The sequence below is a fragment of the Paenibacillus sp. 32352 genome (assembly GCF_002042965.1).
In the GTDB taxonomy this organism is placed as follows: domain Bacteria; phylum Bacillota; class Bacilli; order Paenibacillales; family NBRC-103111; genus Paenibacillus_S; species Paenibacillus_S vulneris.
In genome coordinates this window covers 50,591-75,738 of sequence record NZ_MZNT01000001.1, presented here as the reverse complement: position 1 = coordinate 75,738, position 25,148 = coordinate 50,591, and the positions used below count along the sequence as shown (strand labels likewise).

22 protein-coding genes and 1 riboswitch are annotated in these 25,148 nt (G+C 48.7%); of the genes, 4 read left to right on the top strand and 18 right to left on the bottom strand.

Features of this window, described 5'->3' with window-relative positions:
* Nucleotides 1-18 precede the first annotated feature (18 nt).
* From B1728_RS00335 to B1728_RS00310, 6 genes are all read right to left on the bottom strand, one after another.
* The gene (locus B1728_RS00335) at nucleotides 19-555 is read right to left on the bottom strand and encodes a DUF2062 domain-containing protein (RefSeq protein ID WP_079908189.1); all 537 of its coding nucleotides are present in this window, start codon (nucleotides 553-555) and stop codon (nucleotides 19-21) included.
* Between the two features lie 22 nt (nucleotides 556-577).
* Nucleotides 578-1,534: a 4-hydroxy-3-methylbut-2-enyl diphosphate reductase gene (locus tag B1728_RS00330; protein ID WP_079908188.1), complete on the bottom strand. Its 957-nt coding sequence runs from the start codon at nucleotides 1,532-1,534 to the stop codon at nucleotides 578-580.
* 24 nt (nucleotides 1,535-1,558) lie between these two features.
* Nucleotides 1,559-3,082 carry a sensor histidine kinase gene (locus B1728_RS00325; RefSeq protein ID WP_079908187.1) on the bottom strand — a complete coding sequence of 508 codons (1,524 nt, stop codon included), beginning with the start codon at nucleotides 3,080-3,082 and terminating at the stop codon, nucleotides 1,559-1,561.
* A 1-nt stretch (nucleotide 3,083) separates the two neighbouring features.
* Nucleotides 3,084-3,776, bottom strand: a complete 693-nt coding sequence (locus B1728_RS00320; protein ID WP_079908186.1) for a response regulator transcription factor — start codon at nucleotides 3,774-3,776, stop codon at nucleotides 3,084-3,086.
* Nucleotides 3,777-3,897: 121 nt separating this feature from the next.
* Nucleotides 3,898-5,457, bottom strand: a complete 1,560-nt coding sequence (locus B1728_RS00315; protein WP_079908185.1) for a S1C family serine protease — start codon at nucleotides 5,455-5,457, stop codon at nucleotides 3,898-3,900.
* A gap of 639 nt (nucleotides 5,458-6,096) precedes the next feature.
* Nucleotides 6,097-6,513 (bottom strand): YugN family protein, encoded by a 417-nt coding sequence (locus tag B1728_RS00310; RefSeq protein WP_079908184.1) that lies wholly within the window; start codon nucleotides 6,511-6,513, stop codon nucleotides 6,097-6,099.
* A gap of 190 nt (nucleotides 6,514-6,703) precedes the next feature.
* On the opposite strand from B1728_RS00310, the gene B1728_RS00305 reads away from it, so the two are divergent.
* The gene (locus B1728_RS00305; protein ID WP_079908183.1) at nucleotides 6,704-7,996 is read left to right on the top strand and encodes an ammonium transporter; all 1,293 of its coding nucleotides are present in this window, start codon (nucleotides 6,704-6,706) and stop codon (nucleotides 7,994-7,996) included.
* A gap of 104 nt (nucleotides 7,997-8,100) precedes the next feature.
* Here B1728_RS00305 and B1728_RS00300 read toward each other — a convergent pair whose 3' ends face one another.
* The 10 genes from B1728_RS00300 to metA form a co-directional block, all read right to left on the bottom strand.
* Nucleotides 8,101-8,589: a hypothetical protein gene (locus B1728_RS00300; RefSeq protein WP_079908182.1), complete on the bottom strand. Its 489-nt coding sequence runs from the start codon at nucleotides 8,587-8,589 to the stop codon at nucleotides 8,101-8,103.
* 242 nt (nucleotides 8,590-8,831) lie between these two features.
* Nucleotides 8,832-9,182, bottom strand: a complete 351-nt coding sequence (locus tag B1728_RS00295) for a hypothetical protein (RefSeq protein WP_079908937.1) — start codon at nucleotides 9,180-9,182, stop codon at nucleotides 8,832-8,834.
* A 221-nt stretch (nucleotides 9,183-9,403) separates the two neighbouring features.
* Nucleotides 9,404-9,532, bottom strand: a complete 129-nt coding sequence (locus tag B1728_RS36615) for a hypothetical protein (protein WP_256865182.1) — start codon at nucleotides 9,530-9,532, stop codon at nucleotides 9,404-9,406.
* 65 nt (nucleotides 9,533-9,597) lie between these two features.
* Nucleotides 9,598-10,302, bottom strand: a complete 705-nt coding sequence (locus B1728_RS37150) for a 3D domain-containing protein (RefSeq protein WP_079908181.1) — start codon at nucleotides 10,300-10,302, stop codon at nucleotides 9,598-9,600.
* Nucleotides 10,303-10,679: 377 nt separating this feature from the next.
* A complete protein-coding gene (thrS, locus tag B1728_RS00285) occupies nucleotides 10,680-12,620 on the bottom strand; it encodes a threonine--tRNA ligase (protein WP_079908180.1) in 1,941 nt (646 codons plus the stop codon).
* 307 nt (nucleotides 12,621-12,927) lie between these two features.
* The gene (gene ytxC / locus B1728_RS00280; protein ID WP_079908179.1) at nucleotides 12,928-13,857 is read right to left on the bottom strand and encodes a putative sporulation protein YtxC; all 930 of its coding nucleotides are present in this window, start codon (nucleotides 13,855-13,857) and stop codon (nucleotides 12,928-12,930) included.
* Between the two features lie 226 nt (nucleotides 13,858-14,083).
* Nucleotides 14,084-15,220: a cyclic dehypoxanthinyl futalosine synthase gene (mqnC, locus tag B1728_RS00275; protein ID WP_079908178.1), complete on the bottom strand. Its 1,137-nt coding sequence runs from the start codon at nucleotides 15,218-15,220 to the stop codon at nucleotides 14,084-14,086.
* Between the two features lie 161 nt (nucleotides 15,221-15,381).
* A complete protein-coding gene (locus tag B1728_RS00270) occupies nucleotides 15,382-16,755 on the bottom strand; it encodes an EAL domain-containing protein (protein ID WP_179135817.1) in 1,374 nt (457 codons plus the stop codon).
* Nucleotides 16,756-16,988: 233 nt separating this feature from the next.
* The gene (locus tag B1728_RS00265) at nucleotides 16,989-18,170 is read right to left on the bottom strand and encodes an aminotransferase class I/II-fold pyridoxal phosphate-dependent enzyme (RefSeq protein WP_079908176.1); all 1,182 of its coding nucleotides are present in this window, start codon (nucleotides 18,168-18,170) and stop codon (nucleotides 16,989-16,991) included.
* Nucleotides 18,167-19,093, bottom strand: coding sequence for a homoserine O-acetyltransferase MetA (gene metA, locus B1728_RS00260; protein WP_079908175.1), 927 nt, complete (start codon nucleotides 19,091-19,093; stop codon nucleotides 18,167-18,169). Before metA ends, B1728_RS00265 begins: the two co-directional genes overlap by 4 nt.
* A 124-nt stretch (nucleotides 19,094-19,217) precedes the next feature.
* Nucleotides 19,218-19,360: riboswitch (SAM riboswitch) on the bottom strand.
* A 545-nt stretch (nucleotides 19,361-19,905) separates the two neighbouring features.
* Here metA and corA point away from each other — a divergent pair.
* A complete protein-coding gene (corA, locus tag B1728_RS00255; protein WP_079908936.1) occupies nucleotides 19,906-20,841 on the top strand; it encodes a magnesium/cobalt transporter CorA in 936 nt (311 codons plus the stop codon).
* A 189-nt stretch (nucleotides 20,842-21,030) separates the two neighbouring features.
* The gene (locus tag B1728_RS00250; protein ID WP_179135816.1) at nucleotides 21,031-21,462 is read left to right on the top strand and encodes a universal stress protein; all 432 of its coding nucleotides are present in this window, start codon (nucleotides 21,031-21,033) and stop codon (nucleotides 21,460-21,462) included.
* 150 nt (nucleotides 21,463-21,612) lie between these two features.
* Here B1728_RS00250 and B1728_RS00245 read toward each other — a convergent pair whose 3' ends face one another.
* On the bottom strand, nucleotides 21,613-22,623 hold the full coding sequence (locus tag B1728_RS00245; protein ID WP_079908173.1) for an HRDC domain-containing protein: 1,011 nt from the start codon (nucleotides 22,621-22,623) through the stop codon (nucleotides 21,613-21,615).
* 201 nt (nucleotides 22,624-22,824) lie between these two features.
* Here B1728_RS00245 and B1728_RS00240 point away from each other — a divergent pair, with 201 nt between their 5' ends.
* The gene (locus B1728_RS00240) at nucleotides 22,825-23,136 is read left to right on the top strand and encodes a hypothetical protein (protein ID WP_079908172.1); all 312 of its coding nucleotides are present in this window, start codon (nucleotides 22,825-22,827) and stop codon (nucleotides 23,134-23,136) included.
* A gap of 153 nt (nucleotides 23,137-23,289) precedes the next feature.
* On the opposite strand, the gene ilvD is transcribed toward B1728_RS00240, so the two are convergent.
* A complete protein-coding gene (ilvD, locus tag B1728_RS00235; protein ID WP_079908171.1) occupies nucleotides 23,290-24,975 on the bottom strand; it encodes a dihydroxy-acid dehydratase in 1,686 nt (561 codons plus the stop codon).
* Nucleotides 24,976-25,148: the final 173 nt, after the last annotated feature.

Below are 25,148 nucleotides of genomic sequence, written 5' to 3'. Positions count from 1 at the left end.
AGGAGCTTGATTTTCTCCTCAATGCGTTGACTCAGAGCTTATCATCAATTGAGCTTTTCTCAGCTTTCGTTTTTCTTTTCTCTTGGAATGGTACATTTCAAGTCCCCAGCGAATAGGGTAATAAACAATTAATCCTAATATAATGCCTACTACGACGCCTCCAATGAACAATTTCAAGTTGGAGCGGATAAAGGCGTCCATCCAGTCGGGCAAATGATCCGCCAAAAATTTGCGCGTACCGCGCGGCAGCAGCAGGCCGCCGATCTTCATATGAAAATAGGTCATCGGGAGATAGATCACCTTCCCGAACACGAATCCTATTAAAGCCGCGGCCATACTGCCGCGAAACAAATAGACTAAAGGGAAGATAAGGAAAAAGGCCAATCCAACGGTAGGCAGCGTGAACATTTCGATTGCCAGACCGATTGAGAAACCGGCAGCTACCATACCGGGTCCTCCCTTGGCCCGGGTCAGCAGCAAATACTTCAATTTAAACCAGCGTTTAATATTCCGGAAGTGAAAAGGTTTTTTACTTTTTGCCTTCTTCAGCTGCATGTCCCTTCATCCTTACATTTTGTTATTCGTTTCCAGCCTTTTGCTTCACTGACGGAATTAATTTATTCAAATTAATCGTTCGCTTAATCTCCCAGGAAGACTCCGCTTGTGGATCAAGCTGTTCCAAATAGTTTATGACTTCTTTGGTAATTGGTGTCGGCGTAGAGGCTCCGGAGGTCACCGCAACGCGTCTTACCGGCTCCAGCCATTCACGCTTGATTTCTGTAATATCCCCAATTCGGTATGCTTTCACACCTGCGATTTCCTCAGCTACCTGTGCCAGCCTGTTGGAATTATTACTGCGCGGATCCCCGACAACCAGAACAAGATCGGCATCCTTGGCCTGCTCGGCTACCGCTTCCTGACGCACCTGCGTCGCCAAACAAATCTCGTTATGAATTTCCGCCTTAGGAAATTTCTCCAACAGCCCGTTCATAATGTGTTTAATATCCCATTGGCTCATCGTCGTCTGGTTCGTAATGATGATTCTCGCGGAGTTATTCAACTCTAAACGGTCGATCTCGTCCAGCCTCTCAATTAAATGAACTTGATCCGGAGCGACTCCAATAGCGCCTTCCGGCTCAGGATGGCCTTTCTTGCCAATATAAATTATGTGGTAGCCTTCCGCCGTCTTCTCCTTGATCAGATCATGCGTCTTGGTTACATCCGGACAAGTCGCATCCACCACGGTCAGCCCCTTTTCTCTTGCTAGCTGACGCACCTCAGGGGAAACTCCGTGAGCCGTAAAAATAACCGTTCCCTTGTCGACCTGCCTCAAGATGTCCAGCCGATTCGGGCCATCCAGCGTAATAACGCCTTCTTTATCAAAATAATCCGTCACGTGGGAATTATGCACAATCATGCCTAAAATATAAACCGGTCTCGGCAGATCCAGATTTTTTGCCGTTTGCATGGCCAGCGCCATGGCATCCACAACTCCGTAGCAATAGCCCCTCGGAGAGATTTTGATCACATCCATCACTGCACCGTCCTCTCTAGTCCATTATACCTGATTCCCCGCTTCTAGGGAATGCTGCTGCTCGAATGTTGTCGATAGTATGGGCAGCCAAATAATGAAAGTGCTCCCCTCGCCCTTGCGGGTCGTTACCTCAATGGACCCTTGATGCTCGTCAATTATCCATTTGGCAATAGATAATCCGAGTCCTGTACCCGAGGTTTGCCCCCGGGATGGATCCGCCCGGTAAAAACGTTCGAAAATAAGCGGAACCTCCTCTTTATCCATACCGATTCCCGTATCCTCTATCCGTATGCCGATCTGGTCATTCATCCTCTTGACATCCAGCTTGACCATTCCGCTTTCGGTGTATTTAAAGGCATTTTCGACAAAAATAAAGATCAGCTGCTGCAAATAATCCTTGTTACCATTGACCCTTATACCTTCCAATGCCGACAAATCGCCTGCCAACCATTCTGCTGCATGCGGCAGCAGCTGCGCCTTCCGAATGACCTGCTCGACAATCGGCTTCAAGTCAACCTCCGTCTTTTCCATCACAAAGCCTGCGTCCGCTCGGGCAAGCGCCAACAGATCGTTCACGAGACGGGTCATTCTTTCGGACTCTCCGGCAATGTCATGCATGGCTTCGAGCGACAGCTCGAGCTGCTGTCTATCCTCAGGTGTTCCGTTAACCGCTGTCCGCTTCCACATTTTTTCCAGCAAATCCACGTTCCCGCGGATGGTTGTTAGTGGGGTCCGCAGCTCGTGGGAGGCGTCGGATACGAAGCGCCTTTGCTTTCTATACGCTTCTTCCAAATCGGAATAGGTCGTCTGCAGTCTGCCCAGCATGCCGTTGATCGTGTTCGTCAGCCGTCCGATCTCATCCTCAGGACCGTCATAATTGATTCTATTGCCCAAGTCGGTTCCTTTCTCAATCTGGTTCGCCGCGGCAATAACTTGATCGATGGGTCTGAGCGCCTTCCTGGCCATGAACCATCCGACGGATGCAGCCAGCAAAATCGTTACAACAGAGGCAAATATAAGAATCAAGCGCAGCAGGGAAAACAGCTTTTCAAAATCTCCCGTATAGACTGCAGCTTGAAATACACCCGCCAATTGCTGCTGGCCGTTTTTTAGCGCCGATATTGGCAGGCTGTACACCATAAAATCCATATTCTCGATTTTTACCCTTTGGAACAGGTTGCCCTGCTCCACCAAGGCTTGTTTTTGTTTTTCCGTCAAATCCGGCAAAGACATGCTTAGGTCCCTAAGGTTCGCGGATTGGTCCGATTTTCCATTCAGGTAATTATTCAATTGGTAAAATGTCGTTGAATTTTTGAGCAGCTCCCGTCCTTGAGGCATGAAAAAGTCCCAACTGACGCCCCCGCCCAAAGTAATGACCATTCGAGGCTGAATACGCGTGTAAACATCCTCCGTCTGATTAATCAGATTGTCTTTGTAAGTGGTGTAGTTATTATAGTAGAGCAATCCGTACAAGCCAAAGCCGAACAGCAGTACTGTGACCGACAAAATGCCCGTATACCATAAAGTCAGACGAAGACGTATGGTCACGTCATCCCTCTCCTCTCAGTACATATCCGGCGCCGCGAACGGTCTGAATAATCCGTTTGTGCCCATGCTCCTCCGTTTTTTGTCGCAGCAGCGCAATATACACCTCAAGCACGTTCGACTCACCGCTGTAATCGTATCCCCATATTTTTTCCATAATCAGGTCACGGGAAAGAACCCGCTTCGGATTTTGCATAAACAGATGCAGCAGCTCAAACTCTTTGGTCGTTAGCTCAACCAATTGTCCGCCGCGGAATACCTCACGGGTATCCAGATCCATGAAGACATCCTGGTACTGCAGCCGATTCGTCGCCTGCTCCGGCTTCTCCGAGGCTTTTCTGCGGAGCAGCACGCGAATTCTCGCAAGCAGCTCCTCCAGGGCAAAAGGCTTCACCAAATAATCGTCCGCGCCGCTGTCGAGTCCCTTAACGCGGTCTGCGATCTCGTCTTTGGCGGTCAGCATGAGCACCGGTACGGTAGCGCCACCCTCTCGAATGCGGCGAACCACCTCCCACCCGTCCAGTTGAGGCATCATGACGTCCAGGATAACGGCATCCGGATCATGCTCCAAAATTTGCTTTAATCCATCCATACCGTGATTAGCCGTAAATACGGTGTACCCTTCAAAGGCCAGCGACCTTCTCAGCATGGATGTAATTTTCTCATCATCATCTATTACCAATATTTTTTCTCTCATCTTATAGCACCACCTTCATCCTATTGTAACAAAATCCTGCTTCCAGATACAAAAAGAAGCAGAGCTTCACGAAAGGTCGCTCTACTTCTTCTTCTGTTCTAACCTTTTTCTGTGTAGGTCTTTATTCCGTGGCGTTCTTATCTCCGACGATAACCGTCACATTTTCCTTTTTACCGTCTCGCATAATGCCAAGCGTCACTTTATCATTAACCTTCAAGGCTTTAATCTTGTCCTGCACCTCTTGTGTCGTTTTTACTTTGGCCCCGTTCACCTCTACGATAACATCGTATGGTCTCAGGCCTGCTTTAAAGGCAGGGCTTTTTCTAACGACATCCGAGATAATAGCGCCGTCCGTATTTTCGAGCTTCAGCTCGGCCACCCAGTCCTTATCGATAGGAGACATGGCAACACCAATGTACGGAGATGGTTCCTTCGGAATTTTCACGTTGTTTTTCAGGTTATCCAAAACACTGGAAATCGTACTGGTCGGTATCGCAAAGCCGATACCTTGAGCTTGGGCGCTGACCGCGGTATTAATCCCGATGACTTCACCGTTCAGGTTCAACAAGGGACCGCCGGAGTTACCAGGGTTAATGGAAGCGTCTGTTTGCAGCAAGTGCTTGTATTCGCGCGTTCCTTGCGTATCTGGAATGGAGATCGGGCGCTCCTTCGCGCTCAATACCCCAACCGTAACGGTATGGTCAAAGCCGTATGGGTTCCCGATAGCGACAACCCAGTCACCTACATTCGTATCCTCCGCTTTACCGAGCGGCAGGGAAGCAAACTCTTTGCCGTCCGTCGATTCAATTTTCAAAGCGGCCAAGTCCAGGTCATAGCTGTTACCGAGCAGTTGAGCTTTGAACGGCTCTTGATAGCCTTGTACCGTTACCCATATTTCATCCGCGCCGTCAATTACGTGCTCATTGGTCAAGATATAGCCGGATTTTTCAAAAATAAATCCGGTACCCATTCCGCCAGGCTGCAATTGATCTGAATTGCTCTTTGGCTTCTGCTGGGAACGACCGTTATCCCCGAAAAATTGACGGAAGAACGGATCATCGAAGATGGAATTGCCGCTGCTCGCTTTTGCCTTCACCTTCGTTTCAATTTTTACAACGGCCGGTCCGGATTGCTCTGCGATTTGGGCGATGTTATCCGGTCTGCCGAGACTGAGTGAGGTTGGCTTCACTGCTCCGCTTCCGTTCGAGGATTGGGATGAGGATGCACCTGAAGTCGAAGTATTGCCCATGACCCCATGAGAGCCGGTGAACAGGTTCATTTTGTCGGAAGCGAACATCAGGCTCCCCACTACCACGGCCCCAGCCAGGAAAGAGATGAAGGCGCTTCTGAACGAAGAGCTCCGTTTCTTTGGCTCGAACTGCCAGTTTCTCATCGGGTCCTGAGGCATTCCGCCCTCCTGTCCATTGTAAGAAAACGTACGCAGCGGCTTGGGCGGTGTCATCTCTACGCGAGTATCTCCTTCCGTGGAGCTTGCCGTCGTCGAGCCGGTCGTTTCTTCATTTCCCATAGTAGATTTATAAGGCCCATAGGAGTAATAGTATGAAGGTCTTTCCTGCTGTGCTTCATTCCGATCCGATTTATCGGCATCGTGAGAAGAGATATGGTTAGTTTCGCCGTCTTGACGACGAAAGAAGTCGTTATTATTTTTGTTATCGTCCATTGAAAAACCCTCCGTTCATATCAGGCTTTAAGGTTATCTATGCTAATTGCTATCTTTGACTATATAATGCCTTTGTAACCTTAAAGAAACCTTAAAATTATATGAATCGAAGGTAAAAAGATTTGTCAATCCCCCTATATCCCCCTTGCTCTCAAGGGGGACCCCGGGCGCTGGCGCCCCTGGACCCCGCAAGCTGGGTGCAGGGAGAGGGTTGCAGCGGCTTCGATGTGACGTTGGAGGGGGGAGCGCGTCAGTCAAAGTCATGATTTGCTTCAGCAAATCATGACTTTGACACGCTTTCATCGGTGCGGGAACGGGCTGGTGCTTGGAGTGACGTTAGCGCGTTAGTAGCGCGTCTGTCCTGGGCGGCTTTGCAAGCAAAGCTTCGCCCTGGACACGCTTAACGTCGGGAGCAGAACAAGGGCCTTTATTCGCTGGGCTGTTTCAATAAGAAGAGAAGCTGCTGCGGCAGCTTCTCTTCTTATTGAAATGCGCATGCTCATAGCAATTTAACTACTTGGTACTGGGTCAGCCAACAATAAATGACAATCGCTGAACCTGAACTCATGCACTACTGCCATTTCGGATTCGTGTGCAGGATTCCTAGAGGACATTATTGCAGCTTTATGAGCAAACTCCCTAACGTCCTGACCAATTCACTTCGACCTCACGCAGAATAGCTTCCGCCTTCTTCGCCCACTCATCGCTGACGGGTGCATCTTTGTCAACGGGCTCCTGGAACTGATCGATCAACGCGCCGTAGGTGTTAACCTGAGCTTCTCTATCCAAGCCTTCATTATATAAATGCTTGAGCACAAAAGGTGTGCCCATGCGGATCACGGCATCGACCGAATCCGAATTCCCATCCAATTCTCCCCTAATAACGGCAAAAGGAATGCGAAGCCACACCTTATTTTCGGTATCCAGCGCCCTGTCAAAGTAACCGTGATCGTACTCCCAATTCCCGCCCAAAGTAAATTGATGATTCTCTAAAGCGTTCCGAACTTGATCATATGCTTCCTCCCGGTTGACCAGGGTAGAATCTAATGAAATCATGGTCCATCCTCCAGTACCTTTTAGTAATAGAATGAACGGAGCCGCTGGAATTTATCCCTTTCGAATAAAAACGATCAATCGACCTGCCATGTCATTTTATCTTACGTAGTTCGTTGACATAATTGTCATGAAAACCGTATAATGATTGGCGTAGATGGACCAATATACAGGTTACAAGGGAGTTGAACGTATGGATTTGTCCGCTTTGGCGAGTGGATTGGATACGATTTGGGTAGTCCTGACAGCGGCCATGATTCTGCTGATGGAGGGAGGCTTCGCCCTGCTGGAAGCAGGCTTCGTACGGCAGAAGAACGCAGTCAGCATCATAATGAAGGTGTTCGTGGACATTACGTTCGGCGCGCTTATTTTTTATTTCATCGGCTTTGGTCTTATGTACGGCAAAGATGCCTTCGGTCTCATCGGAACAAGCGGCTTCATGATGGGAGGAGACCTGACACACATCAAGCTTACCATCTCTAACGATACGTACTGGCTCTTCCAATGCGCCTTCGTCATCGCGGTCATTTCCATCGTATCGGGAGCCGTTGCCGAACGTATTCATTTTCACGCTTACATTCTATACACGATAGCCATGACCGGCCTCATCTACCCTATCGCCGGGCATTGGGTTTGGAGTGCGGGCGGCTGGCTCGGAAGCCTTGGAATGATCGATTTTGCCGGCTCTGCCGTCATTCACGCCATGGGCGGCTTCTCAGCCTTGGCTGCGGCCATATTCATCGGACCCCGCATCGGAAAATTTTCCGATAACGGAACACCTAACATCGTCCCTCCGTCGAACCTGCCGTTAGCCTCTGTCGGCGCATTCATTCTTTGGTTCGGCTGGTTCGGATTTAACTCCGGCAGCACGCTCAGCGCAACCAACGGCTCGATCGGCCATATCGCAGTGACCACGATGCTGGCCGCTGCAGCAGGAGGAGCAACCTGCATTCTGTTCACTTTATTCCGATACCGTAAAGCCGACCCGCCTATGGTCATTAACGGCTCCTTGGCCGGACTGGTCAGCATAACGGCCGGATGCGCCTTCGTCAGTGACGGAGCCGCCATTTTCATCGGAGCCGTCAGCGGCATTGCCATGGTATTCGCCACCGAATATTTGGATTCCAAAAAAGTCGACGATCCTGTAGGAGCTTTCGCTGTCCACGGAGTCAGCGGAAGCATCGGGACTCTGGCAGTAGGGTTATTCGCCAAACCCGAACTTACCGAAGGCATCGGCCAAGGCTACAGCGGGTTGTTTTATGGCGGAGGATGGAGCCTTCTTGGCGCGCAGGCTCTCGGTTTGGTTATCGTTTCTGTGTGGGGCTTTATTTTAACGTGGATTTCCTTGAAGCTTATTAACCGCTTAGTCCCTGTTCGGGTCAGCCGGGACGAGGAGCTTGTCGGCTTGGATGTCGGCATTCACGGCGTTCCTGCGTACAGCCAGGATCATGATTTTATTGAGCTCGAGCAGCTAAAGAAAAACTGAAATACTACAAACCGATTCAACGCTATTGAAGCCGATTCCGGTTTGCAGAATATTAAAAAGGGCTGGCAAAAAAGCACATGTGCTTTTGCCAGCCTTGTTTTTTCTTATTTACTTCCGCCACTTTCCGACTTGGAAGTTACTTTTCCGTTGTTGAACGTGATTTTTACGGATCCGCCGTCTTTTAGTTTATACTCATAGGTCTGGACAGGACTGCTGCCTTCCCCTTCCGAGAACTCATTGATCAACTTACCCATTTGGCCCATCGCTTTAGAAACTTCGTCGTAGGTCATGCCCATTTCGACTTTACCATACTGATCCGTAGTAACAATCGGCTGCTCCTTAGCTCCTTTTGGAGCTTCAGGCGGTGGTGTTGGTTTACTTGCTTGATCTGCCGGCTTGTTTTTGTTGGCGTCATCGCCTTTTGCTGCCGAATCCGTTGCATTAGGAGCAGTGGAAGCCTGTGGTGATGGTGACGGTGATGGTGTCTGCTGTTGATTAGGCTGAGTCGTGCCCGCCTGATCCGCTGGTTTGCTTGTACATCCTGTTGCTAATAAAGCTAAGGCAAAACATATGATGAGTACTTGGCGCATCATCAAATCCCTCCATTCAAGATTGTATTCCAGAGATGATATTGAACCCTGCAGCCGCCCGACTGAACCCATTATAACGATTTTTTTGTCGTAAAGCAAAGTCCTGTGTCGATTCCAGTTTCACCCGGCATCATGTCAATCGTCTGCACAAACAAAAACAACCCCGTCAGCATCGCTTTTAATAGCAATGCAACCGGAGCCATACAGACTGTTAAACAGATGAATTTTATAGCAATACGCTCGGATTATATGCCCAGTTCTTTCATGAGTTCTTCGCTGATAGCAACATCGTCGGACGATTCGCTGCTGCTCAGGATTGATTTCGCCTTTTCAATTTCCATGCGCAGCTGCCGAACCTGTTCCATAGGCTTTTTGACGTAGTGGATATATTCTACGGCCAGATGATGGTCCGGCTTTTTACCGGCAAAGATCCGACGAAACGACGACATAGCCCTGTAGCTCCGCTCCTCCATCAGCCGTTTTTTCTCATAGCGTTCGATAACCTGCTCGATCTCAGCAATCTGCTCTTCCCTGCGGGCTATATATGCCTCTAAAAAAGGCAGTACTTCTGCTGTTTTCCGTCTAGTTATCGGCATTGAATTCCCCATCAATAAAGCGTCTCGCATGGGACATCACCTATCTTTTCATGTTAACTTATATTACAGTATAAAACCTATTTTACACTAAAACATCCGCTTTGAAAACCTCCAATTCAAGAACGATGTTAGGAATTCATGGGGGTTTCCTCATTATTTAAAGAAAAAGAAGCGAACGTTATGCTACGCCCGCTTCTTTATGCATTTTATCTCACATAACCTTAATATTTAGCGTTTTGGTTCGCACCTTCGTTTGCATTGTTTTGACCAGCTTGCTTCACATTTTTAGCTGTTACCTCTTGTGCAAACTCGGCATCATTTTGCTGCTTTTTATTTCTGTTCTTAGCCATATTGTCATTCACCTCCCCTTACATCCATTAGTATGGGTTCGATGAAAGGCATTTATGTTGGAAGTTTAAAACAGGATCTCGTTCTCCAGCTGGCTCCAAATCGTTTTCGTTATTTTGCCGTCACCTTTTTTAACGATAAACACGTTCAACGTTTTTTTGCCCCATTCCCGGTACACCTGATCCTTGGTTTCGAAATACAGATCGATTCGGTTCCCTTTGATGGCACTGCCAGTATCTGCGACAATTCCATATCCGTAACCTGGGATCCATAGCACGGTTCCAAGCGGGAACACGGCCGGGTCGGCAGCGATCGTGGAGAACGAATTTTTATCCCGCTGTACCTTCATCCCAGAGAAAGTAACCCCATATTCAGGGTGCCCCGGTGTTTTCCCGGTCGATTCCTTCCCTGCATAATAGCCGGTAGCTGTTACTTCCACGGCCTTATAGTGGGATATGTCCTTTTTCATATTTGGTAAAAAGGTATATTTGTCGCTCTTCTTATTAGAGGTAACGGTAGTGTTCTGTTTTACAGTTGTAACAGCCTTCGTCTCTTTTGCTGCGTTCTCCTCCTGCGGACGGGACAAGGATTGCGGCTCTGCAGCCGCCGGAACGTTTTGGGACAACGACGGCAAGACTTGACTGGTTTGACCATGGTCGGCAGGACCGTTTTGTGCCAAGGACTGCTGCTCTTGCTCCAGCGCCAGAAACAATCCGAGCAGTACGGCAATGAAACAGATCCATTTCGCATGACTTACGGCTTTTGGTAACATACTTGGTTTAAAACCTCCCCTTACTATAAGAGGCTAACCAATTACTACTAGGATTATACAAAAACTCCATACTAGCTGAGCAGGCACGGAACCTTCCTTCTCCAAAAAAATGAACAATCCCTTGGAGAAAGGATTGTTCTTGGTTATTGAGAAACCTCAATCATATAAAATGTAAAGGTGATAGGTGGGGTATCTCCTGTAGGAGCGATAGCGTTCGCCTTTGTTCTCGGGAAGTCTCCGCTATAAATATTAATCAATTTCCCGAGAACAACAGCGACCGGAGGGAGGTACTCCACCGGTAACCTTGGCAACATTTTCAACTTCCACAGGTTTCTCAAAACAAAACAATCCCTTCGAAAAGGGATTGTTCTGCCGCATTAATCGATTTGCTTCGTACGAATCGCTCCACTGATTAATGCAGTCGCGCTATCCAGGCTCTGAACGCCCAAATCGCCTGCGCCGCGCTTACGTACGGAGACGCTGTTATTGTTCATCTCGTTCTCGCCGACAACGAGCATGTAAGGAATTTTCTCAAGCTGCGCTTCACGAATTTTGTAACCCAGCTTCTCATTGCGAAGGTCGGATTCAACACGAATACCAGCCAGCTGGAGCTTTTCTTCCACTTCTTTGGCGTAGCCCTCGAATGCGGTAGAAACCGGAATGACCTTCGCTTGTACCGGAGACAACCAGGTTGGCAGATTGCCCGCAAAGTTTTCAAGCAGGAAGGCTGTCATCCGCTCCATAGTGGAAATAATACCGCGGTGAATAACGACCGGACGATGCTTTTGACCGTCTTCGCCGACGTATTCCAATTGGAAGCGCTCAGGCAGCAGGAAGTCCAGCTGTGCAGTGGACAGCGTTTCTTCTTTCTTCAGAGCCGTCTTGATCTGAACATCCAGCTTAGGGCCGTAGAATGCGGCTTCGCCTTCCGCTTCGTAGAACGGCAGGCCCAGCTCCTCTACAACCTCGCGAAGCATGCGTTGAGACATTTCCCACATGTTATCGTCCGGGAAATACTTCTCCGTATCCGCAGGATCACGGTAGGACAAGCGGAAGCGGTAGTCCTTGATGCCGAAATCCTCATACACTTGGCGAATCAGGTTCACCACGCGGGCAAATTCTTCCTTGATTTGGTCCGGACGGCAGAAGATATGCGCATCATTCAAAGTCATCGCCCGTACACGGTGCAAGCCTGTCAAAGCTCCGGACATTTCATAACGGTGCATCGTTCCAAGCTCGGCAACGCGGATCGGCAGATCGCGATAGCTGCGCATGTCGCTCTTGTAGACCATCATATGATGCGGACAGTTCATCGGACGAAGAACCAGCTCTTCATTGTCCATGATCATTTTAGGGAACATGTCTTCCTGATAGTGCTCCCAGTGTCCGGACGTTTTGTACAGCTCCACATTAGCGAGAACCGGCGTGTACACATGTTGATAGCCCAAACGCTCCTCCAAATCAACGATATAACGCTCCATCGTACGGCGTACTTTGGCGCCATGTGGAAGCCACAGCGGCAAGCCTTGTCCTACTTCACGGGAGAAGGTGAACATTTGAAGCTCTTTACCCAGCTTGCGGTGATCGCGTTTTTTGGCTTCTTCCAGCAAGTGAAGATGCTCGTCCAATTCGGCTTTTTTAGGGAATGCAGTACCGTAAATGCGCTGAAGCATTTTGTTTTTGGAATCTCCACGCCAATAAGCACCTGCTACACTCAACAATTTGAACGCTTTAATACGTCCGGTAGACGGCAAATGCGGTCCGCGGCACAAATCGAAAAATTCGCCTTGATCATAAATCGTCAGCACAGAATCTTCGGGCAAATCACGAATCAGTTCCAGCTTCAACGGATCGCCAAGCTCTGTGAAGATGCGGATCGCTTCTTCTCTGCTGACGACTCTGCGGCGGATCGGCAGGTTTTCCTGAACGATTTTCTCCATTTCCTTCTCGATCTTAGTAAGATCCTCCGGAGTTACCGGCGTTTCCAGATCGATATCGTAGTAGAAGCCGTCCTCGATAACCGGTCCTATCCCAAGCTTCACCGCTTTTTCACCGTAAATGCGCTTAATCGCCTGAGCCATCAAGTGCGCCGTACTGTGACGGTATACTTCCAGCCCGGCCTCGCTATCCAGCGTTACGATCTCCAATGCCGCATCCTGCTCGATAGGCGTGTTCAAATCAACCGCTTTGCCGTTCAATTTGCCGACAACCGCATTTTTCTTCAGTCCGGAGCTGATAGAACCCGCTACTTCTTCAATCGTAGTGCCCTGTTCATATTCTCTTACCGCTCCATCCGGAAAAGTAACTTTTACTGCCATTTTTGTTCGACCTCCTGTAATAGTAAAGCTTGCAACAAAAAAAGCGCCTCATCCCAAAAGGGACGAGAGCGCTTGGTCTCGTGGTTCCACCCTAGTTCGATCCGCCCAAAGCTCCGCGAATCCTCATAAGCATTCATTAACGGGAATGACCCGGAGATATATACTTAACGAGCATGCTTCCTGAAGCAAACTGTGTTCCATATCCCAGCTACAAAGGGGTAAATGATTGTCGTTAACTGAAGGAGCTTACAGCCAGGTCTCCTCTCTCTGTACAGCACTTCAACCATTGTTGTCTTTGATTGTTGCCTTACCCTTTATTATAGTCAGACGCTGCCGATCGGTCAAGATTGTGGCATAGTCTGCAGTATTCACAAAGCTGCACGCGATTTTCAAAGATTTGGGTAATCGTCTTGATCACCTGGACCTCCGGGTCTCTGGTATGGATGCAGATTTGGCGCGGAGATACGGAAATCAAGGTACTGACTATGACATCTTCGAAATTGATGTCCTTCTCGATCATTTCCACAGTGAAGGTGGCGTCGGTCTGGCTCGTGTCAATGAGCTCCATTCGGTCGTTCAGCAGAACGAACTCGTTTCCGCCCTTATGTATCAAGTGGGCCGTCGGAATTTTTGCTTCCTGAATGTAAACGAAATATTTTAACAGGGAAATAAACTCTTGGTACTGCTGATCCATCAAAAACTCATCAATGGCATATTCAACCGCTTCACGAAGCTCATTCATATAGTCCTGCAGCCGGAATTGAAGAAAGCCCTGAACATTCAAATCGGTATATTCCTGCAAAAACGCGCTGATGGCCTGTGCAATCATCTGCTTGCGTCTCGAAACGGATTGCTCTAAGGCAGGCTCGAATGCTTCCTCACCCTCTTCAGGAAAAGGAGCAGGACGGCAATAGCCCATGATGGATACGATATCCTCTTCCCGCTTGTAATCAAAATCACGGACAATCATGGTTCGAATCAATCGTCCCTCTTCTTCCTGAACAATCCACTCCGCCAATACCTCCGCGACCTTCGAATACAGCGCATCGGTTCTTCTATCCAATTGAAAAAGGGGAAATATCCCTTCAGCCTGTACAAAAAAGGATGTTTGATCTTGATGCAGGCGGACGGCCACATGCTGCTTATATACGCTTCTGACAGCATCCTCCACAGCCGCATGAAGCTTACGAACGGAGGGCTCCGATGTTTTCGTCAAGGTTAAGGCAAACAGCTTCATCCCATTCACTCCTTCCTTCCCTTACTTCTCTTTTTTAAGTATATGGTCGGGGGAGGGCATATATACAAACAACAATTTCCCATGGGATAGAGGTGAAAAGAAGCATATAAATCGCCTGAACCAAGGCTATCAGCAGTACCCATAAGCGAAATATCCCTGTAAAGTAAAGCCTTGGATATTGCAAAAAGCCCCCATAAAGACTAACGCTTTACAGGGGCTTAAACTATTAATTCAGCATGACAAAGTCGTTGTCGACTTTCTCTTCTTCATTATCGAATACTCGCAGAATCTCGTAGCGCGTATTGCGCTGAGCCGGGATTTTGCCTGCTTCGCGGATGATTTGCAGGGTCGAGCCGATATTGACTTTATGCGTCGTTCCTGCGGCGGAGACGACGTTCTCCTCGATCATCGTGCTTCCGAAGTCGTTGCAGCCAAAATGAAGCGACTGCTTGCCAACCTCAGGACCCATCGTCACCCACGAGGATTGGAAGTTCGGGATGTTGTCGAGCATGATGCGGCTGATCGCCACGTTCTTCAAATAGTCCTCCGGCCCGAGCTTGTCGGCCTTCAAATTGGTGTTGTCAGGCTGGAACGTCCAGGAGATAAACGCCAAAAATCCCGGAGAATTGTATTTGTTGGCGATACATTCGTCTTGTGCGTCACGAACACGAAGCAGGTGCAGCGCACGCTCTTCCATCGATTCACCGAAGCCGATAACCATGGTTGCCGTAGTGGACATTCCGATCTTGTGAGCGGTTTGCATGACGTCCATCCAATCGCGCCAGGAGCCTTTCAAACGGCTGATTTTGCGTCTTGTACGGTCATCCAGAATTTCGCCTCCGCCTCCAGGTAGCGAGTCCAGGCCGGCCATGTTCAGCTCTCTCATCACTTCTTCGAGCGTGAGCCCCCCGGATACTTCCTTCATCTTCATAATTTCGGCCGGTGAGAAGGAATGCATCGTAATGTCAAAGCGCTTCTTAATCTCGCGCAGCAGGTTCGTATAATAAGAGAACGGAAGGTTCGGGTTAGTTCCCCCCTGCATAAGAATCTCGGTTCCGTTCACATCAATGGTTTCCTGAATCTTTTGGAAAATCGTCTCATCCGGAAGCACGTAGCCCTCCGCCGAGCCCGGCGCACGATAAAATGCGCAAAAACGGCAGTATACATCACAAATGTTCGTATAGTTAATATTGCGGCCGATAACAAAGGTTGTAATCGGGTCCGGATGATGCCTCAGCATAATTTGATTAGCGACGTGGCCCATCTTTTCAATTTGATCCGATTCATATAATTGAATGCAGTCTTCGAGACTGATTCGGTTTCCGGCCAGCGCACTGTCGAGGATGCGGTCGATCGAACTCATCCGTGTTCACTCCTTTTTGCTAGCTATTTCCAAAAATTATTTTGCATACGAAAAAACGTTACCATTATCGTACCACAAACGGGGAGCCTAGTCATTAAAAAAGAGACTGCCGGCCCGAGGCCAAGCCCCGTTCGGACAATCTCCTGACACACTTTTGGCAATTATGCGGGTATCATGCTCGCCTGTCGGCTGCGCTTAACCTTGGCCTTGAGCAGATCACACCGCAGAATGCGATCCTGATCCGCCTCGAGCGGCTCCGGCTTTGCAAAATAGAAGCCCTGGCCCATCTGCACCTTCAAATCATACAGCATCTCGGCCTCTTCCGCGCGCTCCACGCCCTCGGCAATGACTTGACAGTTAATGTTCTCTGCAAAGTGAACCAGCGAGCGAAGCAGCGATTGCTTCACCGTCATTTGATCGATATTTTGAATGACCGATTTGTCGATCTTAATAATATCGGGAATGAGCTCCATAATGGATTGCAGGCTGGAATAACCGGCACCGGCATCGTCTACCGCGAACCGGAAGCCAAGCGAACGGTATTTGCTCATCAGGGCGCCCATAAAATGGAAGTCCTTAATAGCATGACGCTCCGTAATCTCAAGAACGATCTGGGAAGGCGCTACCGTTGGGTACGCATCAAGAAGCTTCATCAAATGCTGCAGCAATAACGGATGCGATAGAGTTACAGGCGTTACATTAATGAACACCTGCTCCTTGATGCTCCGTTTGGCCATCTCCTCGAACGCTTTTTTCATAACCAAAAACTCCATTTTGGACAGCACATCCGCCTGATAAGCATAATCAAACAGCTCGGCCGGGCTGTGAAAAGGAGTGTTTTGCGGACCCCGGGTCAATATCTCCCACCCGAAGATATCCCCGCTCGTTAAATTCATAATAGGCTGTGCCAGTACAGCAATATTCTCCGTCTGAATGATATCGATCAGCTGCTGTCTGGATTGGGAGAAATGAACCGGCAGCTTCTTCATAGCTATAGATAACGCGTAACGATAGGCGAATTGAATCGCCGCTTCTATATTTTCTATATCAGGACCCATCATGTAGCAGCCGGCTGAACAGGTGAGAAGCCCCTCCTGCTTGGCAAAGCCCGCGCGCAAACGTGCTTGAAGCTCCGAGCACATCTCTTGCCCTTTTTGCTGCAGCTGATCATAAGAAACACCCGGCTGCTGTTTAACGAACAGGCCGATATCCTCTTGACCGAACCGCTTGATGCCGATAATGTCCTGATGCTTGAAAAAACGCGGCAGCATGTCCAGCATCATATGATTGATCTGCTGTTGCAGCTCCTGAATGCTTGAATACGGATACGTTGAAAACAGCTGAGGAAAATCCTCCAAATGAAGCAGGATCAGATAGCAGCCTTTTCCTTTTGCACGCTGCTCTTTTGCCAATGCAGCCACCGGATCGCGCAAGGTAAAATCTGGAGGAAAATATTTTAGAGATCGGTTGGAGAAGGGTAAATAGCAGAGCATTTTGAAACGTTGTTTCCACTTATCGATAAAAAGCGACGGCATTTTCTTCCCCCTCTGCCTGCATGGACCTTTTTGAACCATCATAACATGAGACCCTGGTCATGAATAGACATAATGTCCTATAAAAAGGGAATTTCACCCAAAATAATACTTAAGAACTACCGCTGTCGAAACCTGCTGTCAAACCTTGAAAAGGTGCTGCCAGCATGCAAAAAGCCGATCCATGCGGAGCATGTACCGGCTTTTACTATAACTATGGCAAATAGTATAAGAGCTTAAGCTCCCTCAATTTCCCCTTGTGCCAAATCAATGGCTCTCGATAAGTCCGCGATCAAATCATCTACGTGCTCAATGCCTACCGAATAGCGAAGCAGACGGTCGTCTACGCCGACCTGACGGCGAATGTCTTCCGGGATATCCGCATGCGTCTGAACTGCAGGATAGGTCATCAAGGATTCGACGCCGCCCAAGCTTTCAGCGAAAGCAATGAGCTTAATGTGACGCAGAATCGGTTCGATATAACGGGCATCCTTCATTTTGAAGGAGAAAATGCCGGTGTTGCCGGAGGATTGCTTCTTCTGAATCTCGTGGCCCGGATGGCTCTCCAAAGCAGGATAATAGACGGATTCCACTTGAGGATGATTCAGCAAAAACTCGGCGATCTTCGTTGCGTTATATTGATGACGCTCCATGCGGATCGCCAATGTCTTCATGCCGCGCATCAGCAGCCAGCTGTCCTGCGGATTCAGCACCGCACCGATGGAGTTATGCAGGAACGCCATTTGCTCGGACAGCTCCTCGCCTTTGGTCACGATCAGGCCGGCAAGCACGTCGTTATGCCCACCTAAATATTTGGTCGCACTGTGTATGACAATATCGGCTCCAAGCTCGATCGGACGCTGGAAGAACGGCGTCAGCAGCGTATTGTCCACGATCGACAGGATGCCCTTTTTCTTGGCCCAGCTGCATACGAGCTCGAGATCGGTAATCATCATGAGCGGATTCGTAGGCGTTTCGATCAGCACGGCCTTCGTGTTGGAGCGATAATTCGACTCCAGTGCATCCAGATCATTCGTATCCACATAGGTAGCGGTGACGCCAAAACGGGACATGATCTTCTCCAGCAAACGGTAGGTCCCCCCATACAGATCCAGGGAAACGATCAAATGATCGCCTTGGCTGAACAAGGCAAAAATCGTTTGCAGCGCGGCCATACCGGAGCTGGAGGCGAATCCAGCGTCGCCGGACTCGAGCTCGGCAATCGCATCCTCAAGCACCTTGCGTGTCGGGCTTTTCGTACGCGCATAGTCAAAGCCTGTGCTTTGCCCCAGCTTCGGGTGACGGAAGGCAGTCGATTGGTAGATCGGGAAGCTGACCGCTCCCGTGACCGGCTCCTCCTGAGAACCGATTTGTGCTAATCGGCTCTCTATTTTTAACGGGTTGTTCTGTTCGCTCATATACTGTACTCCTCCTTGTGCAGATCAAACGGCGTCTCTTGATATACATAATAGTTCAACCAATTGGAAAACAACAGGTTCGCATGCGCTCTCCACGATACGAGCGGCGGTTTGGACGGATCGTCATTCGGGTAATAATTTTTCGGAACGGCGACCTCCATGCCCTTGTTCACGTCACGGTCGTACTCGTATTTCAGTGTACACGCATCGTATTCCGAATGTCCGGTTACGAAGATTTGCCTGCCATCCTTCGTTCCGACAATGTATACGCCTGCCTCCGGAGATTCGGACCAAATTTCAAGCTCCGGATGCTTCTCAATATCTTCCTTGCGCACTTCGGTATGGCGGGATTGTGGCACGAAGAACAATTCATCAAAGCCGCGAAGCAGCTTCACGTTCTGGGCACTTACAATATGCGTGAACACACCGAACATTTTTTGCTCCAACGGATATTTAGGAACGCTGAAGTGGTGGTACAGGCCAGCTTGAGCCGCCCAGCATATGTGCAAGGTAGACGTGACATGATCACGGCTCCAATCCATGATTTGCTTCAGCTCTTCCCAATAGTTCACATCCTCAAAATCCAGCTGCTCTACCGGCGCTCCTGTAATGATGAGCCCGTCGAATCTTTCGTTGCGCACATCATCAAAGGTTTTATAAAACTGCTCCAGATGCTCGGCGGATGTATTCTTGGACGTATGAGACTTGGGATGCAGCAGCACGAACTCCACCTGCAGCGGGGTATTGCCGATCAGACGCAAAATTTGAGTCTCCGTCGTTTCTTTGGTAGGCATCAAATTTAATATGGCAATTCGCAACGGACGAATATCTTGGTGGAAAGCCACCGTTTCATCCATGACGAAAATGTTCTCGTTCAACAAAATTTCTTTTGCGGGTAAATGATCGGGAATTTTAATAGGCATAGGTCAATCACTCCTTTTTGTTAGGTGTTACATTCGTTTAAGCTTGGAAACTCCAGCAAAAAGGCACTAAAAAAAGGCCTTTTTCGCGCGCACGAGAAAGGCCTTGTTCATTCAACAATGTCCTCTCTCATCTCTCAGAAGCTTATCGCTTCCGCAAGATTTAGCACCGTGCATACCTCCATTCGCGCCGAATAAGCGTGAATGCCGAAAGGTCTGTCGGTTGCCGGGTATCATCGGGCTAGTCCCTCCACCTGCTCTTGATAAGAGTTGCAACTTGATTTATGAAGTTGTTTATAGTCCTACTGTATACGAAAACGACGGCAACGTCAAGAAGGGAAAAATAATAACGTTTCGTAAAGCGGCCGGTTTCTATTATGCCGACACCATTGCCGTGGAATCGCATAATGTAACATAGACCTGAAAAACGATGAAAATCGTTCAATTTCACCTTGATGCATAACGAATGAACAGTTATACTAGACAAGTAATTCGACAACACTAGCAAAGGGGTGCACCAAACGAATGGACGGAGACCCGAGGAGTAGTATCTGCGTTCAACAACAACTGAATATTTCGTTTGGAATGCTGACGGCTTACGCCGTTGATTTCGATGCGCCGGTTTATCCTTTGCCTGATGATCATTATAACCATAAGGCTTAGCTTTATCCTGCCCAAGTACGCAGGTTAGGGTGCCGTCACGTGAATCAACGACGTTTCTTCCGTTTGTATTCCTCACGAGCAGTATGAAAGGTTTGGCCTCCGGTTCCTGTCTTAAAGGAACGGACGGCGAGCTACGTGAAGGGGTGGAGCAAATGAAAGCACGTTTGGTTCAGGACGGCATTTTTACATTAATCGAAGACATTACCCAAACGATAGAACCGCCGGAGCACGGGTTTTATTGGATCGACGCCGATGTCGATGATTTGACGATTTTACAGCCCTTATTTCATCTTCATGAATTAGCGGTGGAAGATTGCATGACGGAAGAAGAGCAGCGTCCGAAGATCGAGCTGTACGACAAGCATTATTTCATTGTGGTTAACAGCATCCGGTTTGATGATGAAGAAATTTTCCTCAGATCCCTCAATATCTTTTTGGGCCAGCATTATATCATTACGGTGACGCGGCAGAAAATCAACGAGCTTCGCATCCTGAAGCCGGTGCTCTGGGAAGAGGAAGTCAACGCTCCGGACCGATTCCTGTATCATCTCATCGACCTTGTTGTCGATAACTATACGTATGTGGGCGACCGGATTGAAGCGAAGATCGAGAAGCTTGAAGAAGATATCCTCATGAATACGAAAAAATCGCATCTGAACGAGATTATCGGTCTTCGAAGCGAAATCTTGTGGCTCAAAAAAGTTCTTGTGCCGCAAAAAGAAGTTATCAATACGCTGAATAAAAAAGAATTGCGGCTCATTAGCGATCCGCTGAAAAAATATTTCGGAGATATTTATGAAAATGCTGTAAAAATTTCGGAAACGTTCGATACGTTCCGCGATTTGATGGGCAACTTGCGAGAGGCTTACCAGTCGAGTCTGTCGAATCGTGCCAACGAAATTATGCGCATCTTTACTGCGTTGACAACAATTTTCATGCCGCTGACGTTCATTACCGGGATTTACGGGATGAACTTCGAGCATATTCCGGGTATTCACTGGGAGTACGGCGGTGTAGCCGCTGTGATCTTTATGTTCATTATTGGCATTTCGATGTTTGTTCTGTTTCGCAAAAAGGGTTGGCTGTAACTTCATTTCGCGATTATCCTGCCTTGGCCGATGAGTTGGTCGGGGCAGGATTTTTTTTACATTCTAATATCCATCATTCAAGGCTTCTCAACAACCTTATCCCGTTTTACAGGGTTTATTTTATTCCTGTTTCAACCGGACAGCACCCCGTGTAATAGTAAGCATCCTGATAAAGTCGAGGTGAAGGTTATGTTCGGCAAAATATTACTGGCCTATGACGGCTCGGAAACAGCTAAAAACGCACTGGAGCAAGCCATGGAATTGAAGCTGATGCTCCCCGATTCCATCCTCGAAATTGTCCATGTGGCCCAGCTGCAAAACGTTATTGTAGGTGATGCCTTCATCACCAGCAGCGCCGTGATCCAAGATGAGCTGCATGATGCTGCGGAGGCTGTATTGGATGAAGCAAGAAGACGGATCTCTCACCTGGGTCTTGCCACAACGACCCTCTTGGAAGGCGGGACTCCCGCCCAAATGATTCTGGACTATGCAAACGACCATCTGTTCGATCTTATCATTGTCGGAAGCCGCGGTCTCGGCACCTTTAAGGAGCTTCTTCTCGGAAGCGTCAGCTATGAGATTGTACAGCATGCCACCATACCCGTACTTGTAGTGAAATAGACTACAGTCCTGAACATGTCAACAGCAGGTAAACCACCTCTTGAGACCCAGCCACAGCGGGGAAGCTTTAGCAAAGGTTATTCGCAATACTCTTGAAGCTTCCCCATGGCCGGCAAATGAGTCCCCGGTACCTATTCGTGTATATACCGATTAACCTGCCGCCGGTTTGGCATTCTGAACCCTTCTGAATTTAATCCGCAGCAGGCGAAGCCATTCATAAATGGTATCCATCTGCTTGCTATCGAGCTCTTCCTGTTTATACAGCGTTTGAAGCACAGGCTTTAAGTACCGGTCCCCTTGAAGCTCAAAGGCCGACCAGGCCAAATGCAGCTCCTCCTCCGGAATCGGCTGAAGCAGCGTCTCAATATAAGCATCCAGCTCGTATCCATCCCGATCCAGCTCCTCGATCCACATAACAAGCTCTCTTCGCTGCAGCTTCGTTGCATCCTGAAGCATCTCCAGGCTATCTCCGCGTGAAACGGCTTCCAGCAGCCTGCTTTTCATTTCCCGTTTGTGCTGCTCTGCCTGGCTTTTCCGCTCTTGCTCTCTCTGCTGCCAATTTTGAAACTCCAGCAAATCAACCTGTTCCTCCACCCAGTGAAGCGGAAACGTCGTGCTGCGCGGATATTCCATCGTATACTGAAGCAGCTCCTCCCCGTAGAGCGCCGCTTTATTGGGCCCTAAGCCGGGAAGCTGAACAAGCTCCTCCGTCGTTTGCGGCAAAAAGGCACATATCATTCGAAGGAGACGGTTGGTTGCGATGAGAAACGGCGATTTGCCCTCCTTGCTTGCCTGCTTCAGCCTCCACTGCCTGAGCTCTTCATAGAGCTTCTCGTTAGAGTGCTCTTCGCTATAGTAATGCAGCAGTTGCGCGTACCTGGACTTACTTCCCAAAGTCGGGGCTTCAGCAAACCATCCGGTACCAAGCATCGGTTTGAATCCTTCCTGCTGTTTCACCAGCAGCTGTCTGCGAACGGTTAATTGCAATTCCTCCCAGCTGGGTCCTTCATACCATGTTTCCTGAATGAGCTTCCCATCCTCCTTCGTCTCCTGCCACCCGGAATACCATTGTCCTTTGCTTTCACCGACGGAAACCTGTGCGCTCCGGGCACGCCCTTCCCCTACTTGCTTTTCCATACTGTTCAGAAATAAAAGCTTCATACAATTCCTCCTTAAATCTATTATTCCAAACGCAAAAAAGCACCACTTCCTCCATAAATAACATGGAAAAAGAGGTGCTTCCTCAGCGCTTTGAAATTATTTCCATCATATCATAGACCGCGGCACAAATCAATGGCGCATAGCCCAAGTGTTGTGCAGGGCATTCTAATTAGCAAACTTCCACTAAAGGAGTGAAAGGGTATGAGTCAAGCCGAAGAACAAAAAGGCGGCTTCCTCGAAGAGGACCGGCATAAATACACGGATCTCGAGACCGTCGAATCGCAAAGAAACGATCTAACGGCCGAAGAGTTCCCTGAAGGTCCTTATGGAGCCGACCTGCATGAAGCTACATCAGAGAAAAGCTCGCCATGGCGCATTGACCAGCATCCACCTAACACGTATACGTATGAGAACCGTGAGCTCCATGCCGGAATATCCAGAGACTATCCGGGCTCTCATCCTACCCATGCTTATGTTGACGGCGATGAGGAGCATGGCTTGCAGGAGGAATAATTGCCGACGTTCCCGAGTCTGTAAGAATCCATGCTTTGGAATGCAAGTACTTAAAAGCCTGAGAAGTCGACAGGTTTGCTTTCTGAGCAACCAAAAAAGGCAGGGAGGAGAATATCCTCTCTGCCTTCATCTGATTTAGTCCAATAATATGAATTAAACCTTCATAACTCCGCCTGTGCTTGCATTGGTAACGAGCTTGGAATAACGAGCCAGATAGCCTGTCGTTACTTTTGGCTCGAAGCCTTTCCAGTTCGCTCTGCGTTTCTCGAATTCTTCGTCGGAAATTTGCAGCTGAATCGTACGATTTTCCAAATCCAGCTCGATGATATCTCCGTCTTCTACGAATGCGATAGGTCCGCCTTCAGCCGCTTCCGGAGAGATGTGACCGATACTGATACCGCGGGATGCACCCGAGAAGCGTCCGTCAGTGATAAGACCAACCTTCGCACCAAGGCCCATACCTACGATTTGGGAAGTAGGAGCCAGCATTTCCGGCATACCAGGGCCGCCCTTAGGGCCTTCATAACGGATAACGACAACGTGACCTTCTTTGACATGGCCATTAGCAATACCATAAAGCGCATCCTCTTGGGAATCGAAGCAAATAGCAGGACCTTTATGATAGCCGCCTACGGATTTATCAACCGCACCCACTTTAATGATGGAGCCTTTTGGAGCCAGGTTACCGAATAATACAGCCAGACCGCCGCGCTCGGAATGAGGGTTATCCAACGGATGAATAACATCCTTGTCCAAAATCTCGCAGCCTTCTACGTTTTCGCGAAGCGTTTTGCCGGTTACGGTGATGCAGTCGCCGTTCAACGCGCCTGGTTTTTTGAGCAGTTCGTTAATGATCGCGCTCACGCCGCCAGCGTTGTGAACGTCTTCGATATGATAATCAGAAGCCGGAGCAATCTTCGCCAAGTGTGGAACACGGTTAGCGATTTCGTTGATCCGCTCGATTGGATATTCAAAGCCAGCTTCATGAGCCAAAGCCAATGTATGAAGAACTGTATTCGTGGAACCGCCCATAGCCATATCCAATGCAAAAGCATTGTCGATAGCTTCCATAGTAACGATATCACGAGGCTTAATATCTTTCTTGATCAGTTCCATCAATTGTGTAGCAGAACGTTTAACGAATTCTCTACGCTCTGGAGAGATCGCAAGAATCGTTCCGTTACCTGGAAGCGCAAGTCCAAGACCTTCTGCCAGGCAGTTCATCGAGTTGGCTGTGAACATACCGGAACATGAGCCGCAGGTAGGACAACCGTATTGCTCGAGCTCAAGCAAGCTCTTCTCATCGATTTTACCGACTTGGTAAGCGCCAACGCCTTCAAATACAGAGGTCAAGGAGATCGCACGGCCATCGCTGGTTCTGCCGGCTTTCATAGGTCCACCGCTGACGAACATTGTAGGAATGTTCACGCGCAGTGCGCCCATCATCATCCCTGGTGTAATTTTGTCGCAGTTAGGAATACAGACCATACCGTCAAACCAGTGAGCTGATACTACGGTTTCAAGGGAATCCGCAATGATCTCACGGCTTGGCAGCGAGTAGCGCATACCGATGTGTCCCATGGCAATACCGTCATCTACGCCGATTGTATTAAATTCGAAAGGAACGCCGCCCGCTTCACGGATTGCATCTTTAACGATTTTACCAAATTCCTGCAGGTGAACGTGACCCGGAACGATATCGATATAAGAGTTACAAACCGCGATGAACGGCTTGTCGAAATCTTCTTCCTTAACACCGGCTGCACGCAGCAAGCTGCGGTGCGGAGCACGATCGAAGCCTTTTTTAATCATGTCGCTTCTCATTTTCGGTTTGGACATATCTGGTGAGACCTCCTAGGTAAGTTTTGGCTGGTAAACAGACTTTTGTCGTTCTATCATTCTATAAATTCTATCATGTTTATGAAGAATTGAAAACGTAAAATGTTCTTATGCGAAATATTATGCTTGCCTTTTGCCCCCAGGCGTTTCTTCATGTATAATACAGGGTACAA

Coding starts and splice junctions, on each gene's coding strand:
- B1728_RS00335 (WP_079908189.1), bottom strand. CDS start 555: ATGCAGCTGAAGAAGGCAAAAAGTAAAAAACCTTTTCACTTCCGGAAT.
- B1728_RS00330 (WP_079908188.1), bottom strand. CDS start 1,534: ATGGATGTGATCAAAATCTCTCCGAGGGGCTATTGCTACGGAGTTGTG.
- B1728_RS00320 (WP_079908186.1), bottom strand. CDS start 3,776: ATGAGAGAAAAAATATTGGTAATAGATGATGATGAGAAAATTACATCC.
- B1728_RS00315 (WP_079908185.1), bottom strand. CDS start 5,457: ATGGACGATAACAAAAATAATAACGACTTCTTTCGTCGTCAAGACGGC.
- B1728_RS00310 (WP_079908184.1), bottom strand. CDS start 6,513: ATGATTTCATTAGATTCTACCCTGGTCAACCGGGAGGAAGCATATGAT.
- B1728_RS00305 (WP_079908183.1), top strand. CDS start 6,704: ATGGATTTGTCCGCTTTGGCGAGTGGATTGGATACGATTTGGGTAGTC.
- B1728_RS00300 (WP_079908182.1), bottom strand. CDS start 8,589: ATGATGCGCCAAGTACTCATCATATGTTTTGCCTTAGCTTTATTAGCA.
- B1728_RS00295 (WP_079908937.1), bottom strand. CDS start 9,182: ATGCCGATAACTAGACGGAAAACAGCAGAAGTACTGCCTTTTTTAGAG.
- B1728_RS36615 (WP_256865182.1), bottom strand. CDS start 9,532: ATGGCTAAGAACAGAAATAAAAAGCAGCAAAATGATGCCGAGTTTGCA.
- B1728_RS37150 (WP_079908181.1), bottom strand. CDS start 10,302: ATGTTACCAAAAGCCGTAAGTCATGCGAAATGGATCTGTTTCATTGCC.
- thrS (WP_079908180.1), bottom strand. CDS start 12,620: ATGGCAGTAAAAGTTACTTTTCCGGATGGAGCGGTAAGAGAATATGAA.
- ytxC (WP_079908179.1), bottom strand. CDS start 13,857: ATGAAGCTGTTTGCCTTAACCTTGACGAAAACATCGGAGCCCTCCGTT.
- mqnC (WP_079908178.1), bottom strand. CDS start 15,220: ATGAGTTCGATCGACCGCATCCTCGACAGTGCGCTGGCCGGAAACCGA.
- B1728_RS00270 (WP_179135817.1), bottom strand. CDS start 16,755: ATGCCGTCGCTTTTTATCGATAAGTGGAAACAACGTTTCAAAATGCTC.
- B1728_RS00265 (WP_079908176.1), bottom strand. CDS start 18,170: ATGAGCGAACAGAACAACCCGTTAAAAATAGAGAGCCGATTAGCACAA.
- metA (WP_079908175.1), bottom strand. CDS start 19,093: ATGCCTATTAAAATTCCCGATCATTTACCCGCAAAAGAAATTTTGTTG.
- corA (WP_079908936.1), top strand. CDS start 19,906: ATGAAAGCACGTTTGGTTCAGGACGGCATTTTTACATTAATCGAAGAC.
- B1728_RS00250 (WP_179135816.1), top strand. CDS start 21,031: ATGTTCGGCAAAATATTACTGGCCTATGACGGCTCGGAAACAGCTAAA.
- B1728_RS00245 (WP_079908173.1), bottom strand. CDS start 22,623: ATGAAGCTTTTATTTCTGAACAGTATGGAAAAGCAAGTAGGGGAAGGG.
- B1728_RS00240 (WP_079908172.1), top strand. CDS start 22,825: ATGAGTCAAGCCGAAGAACAAAAAGGCGGCTTCCTCGAAGAGGACCGG.
- ilvD (WP_079908171.1), bottom strand. CDS start 24,975: ATGTCCAAACCGAAAATGAGAAGCGACATGATTAAAAAAGGCTTCGAT.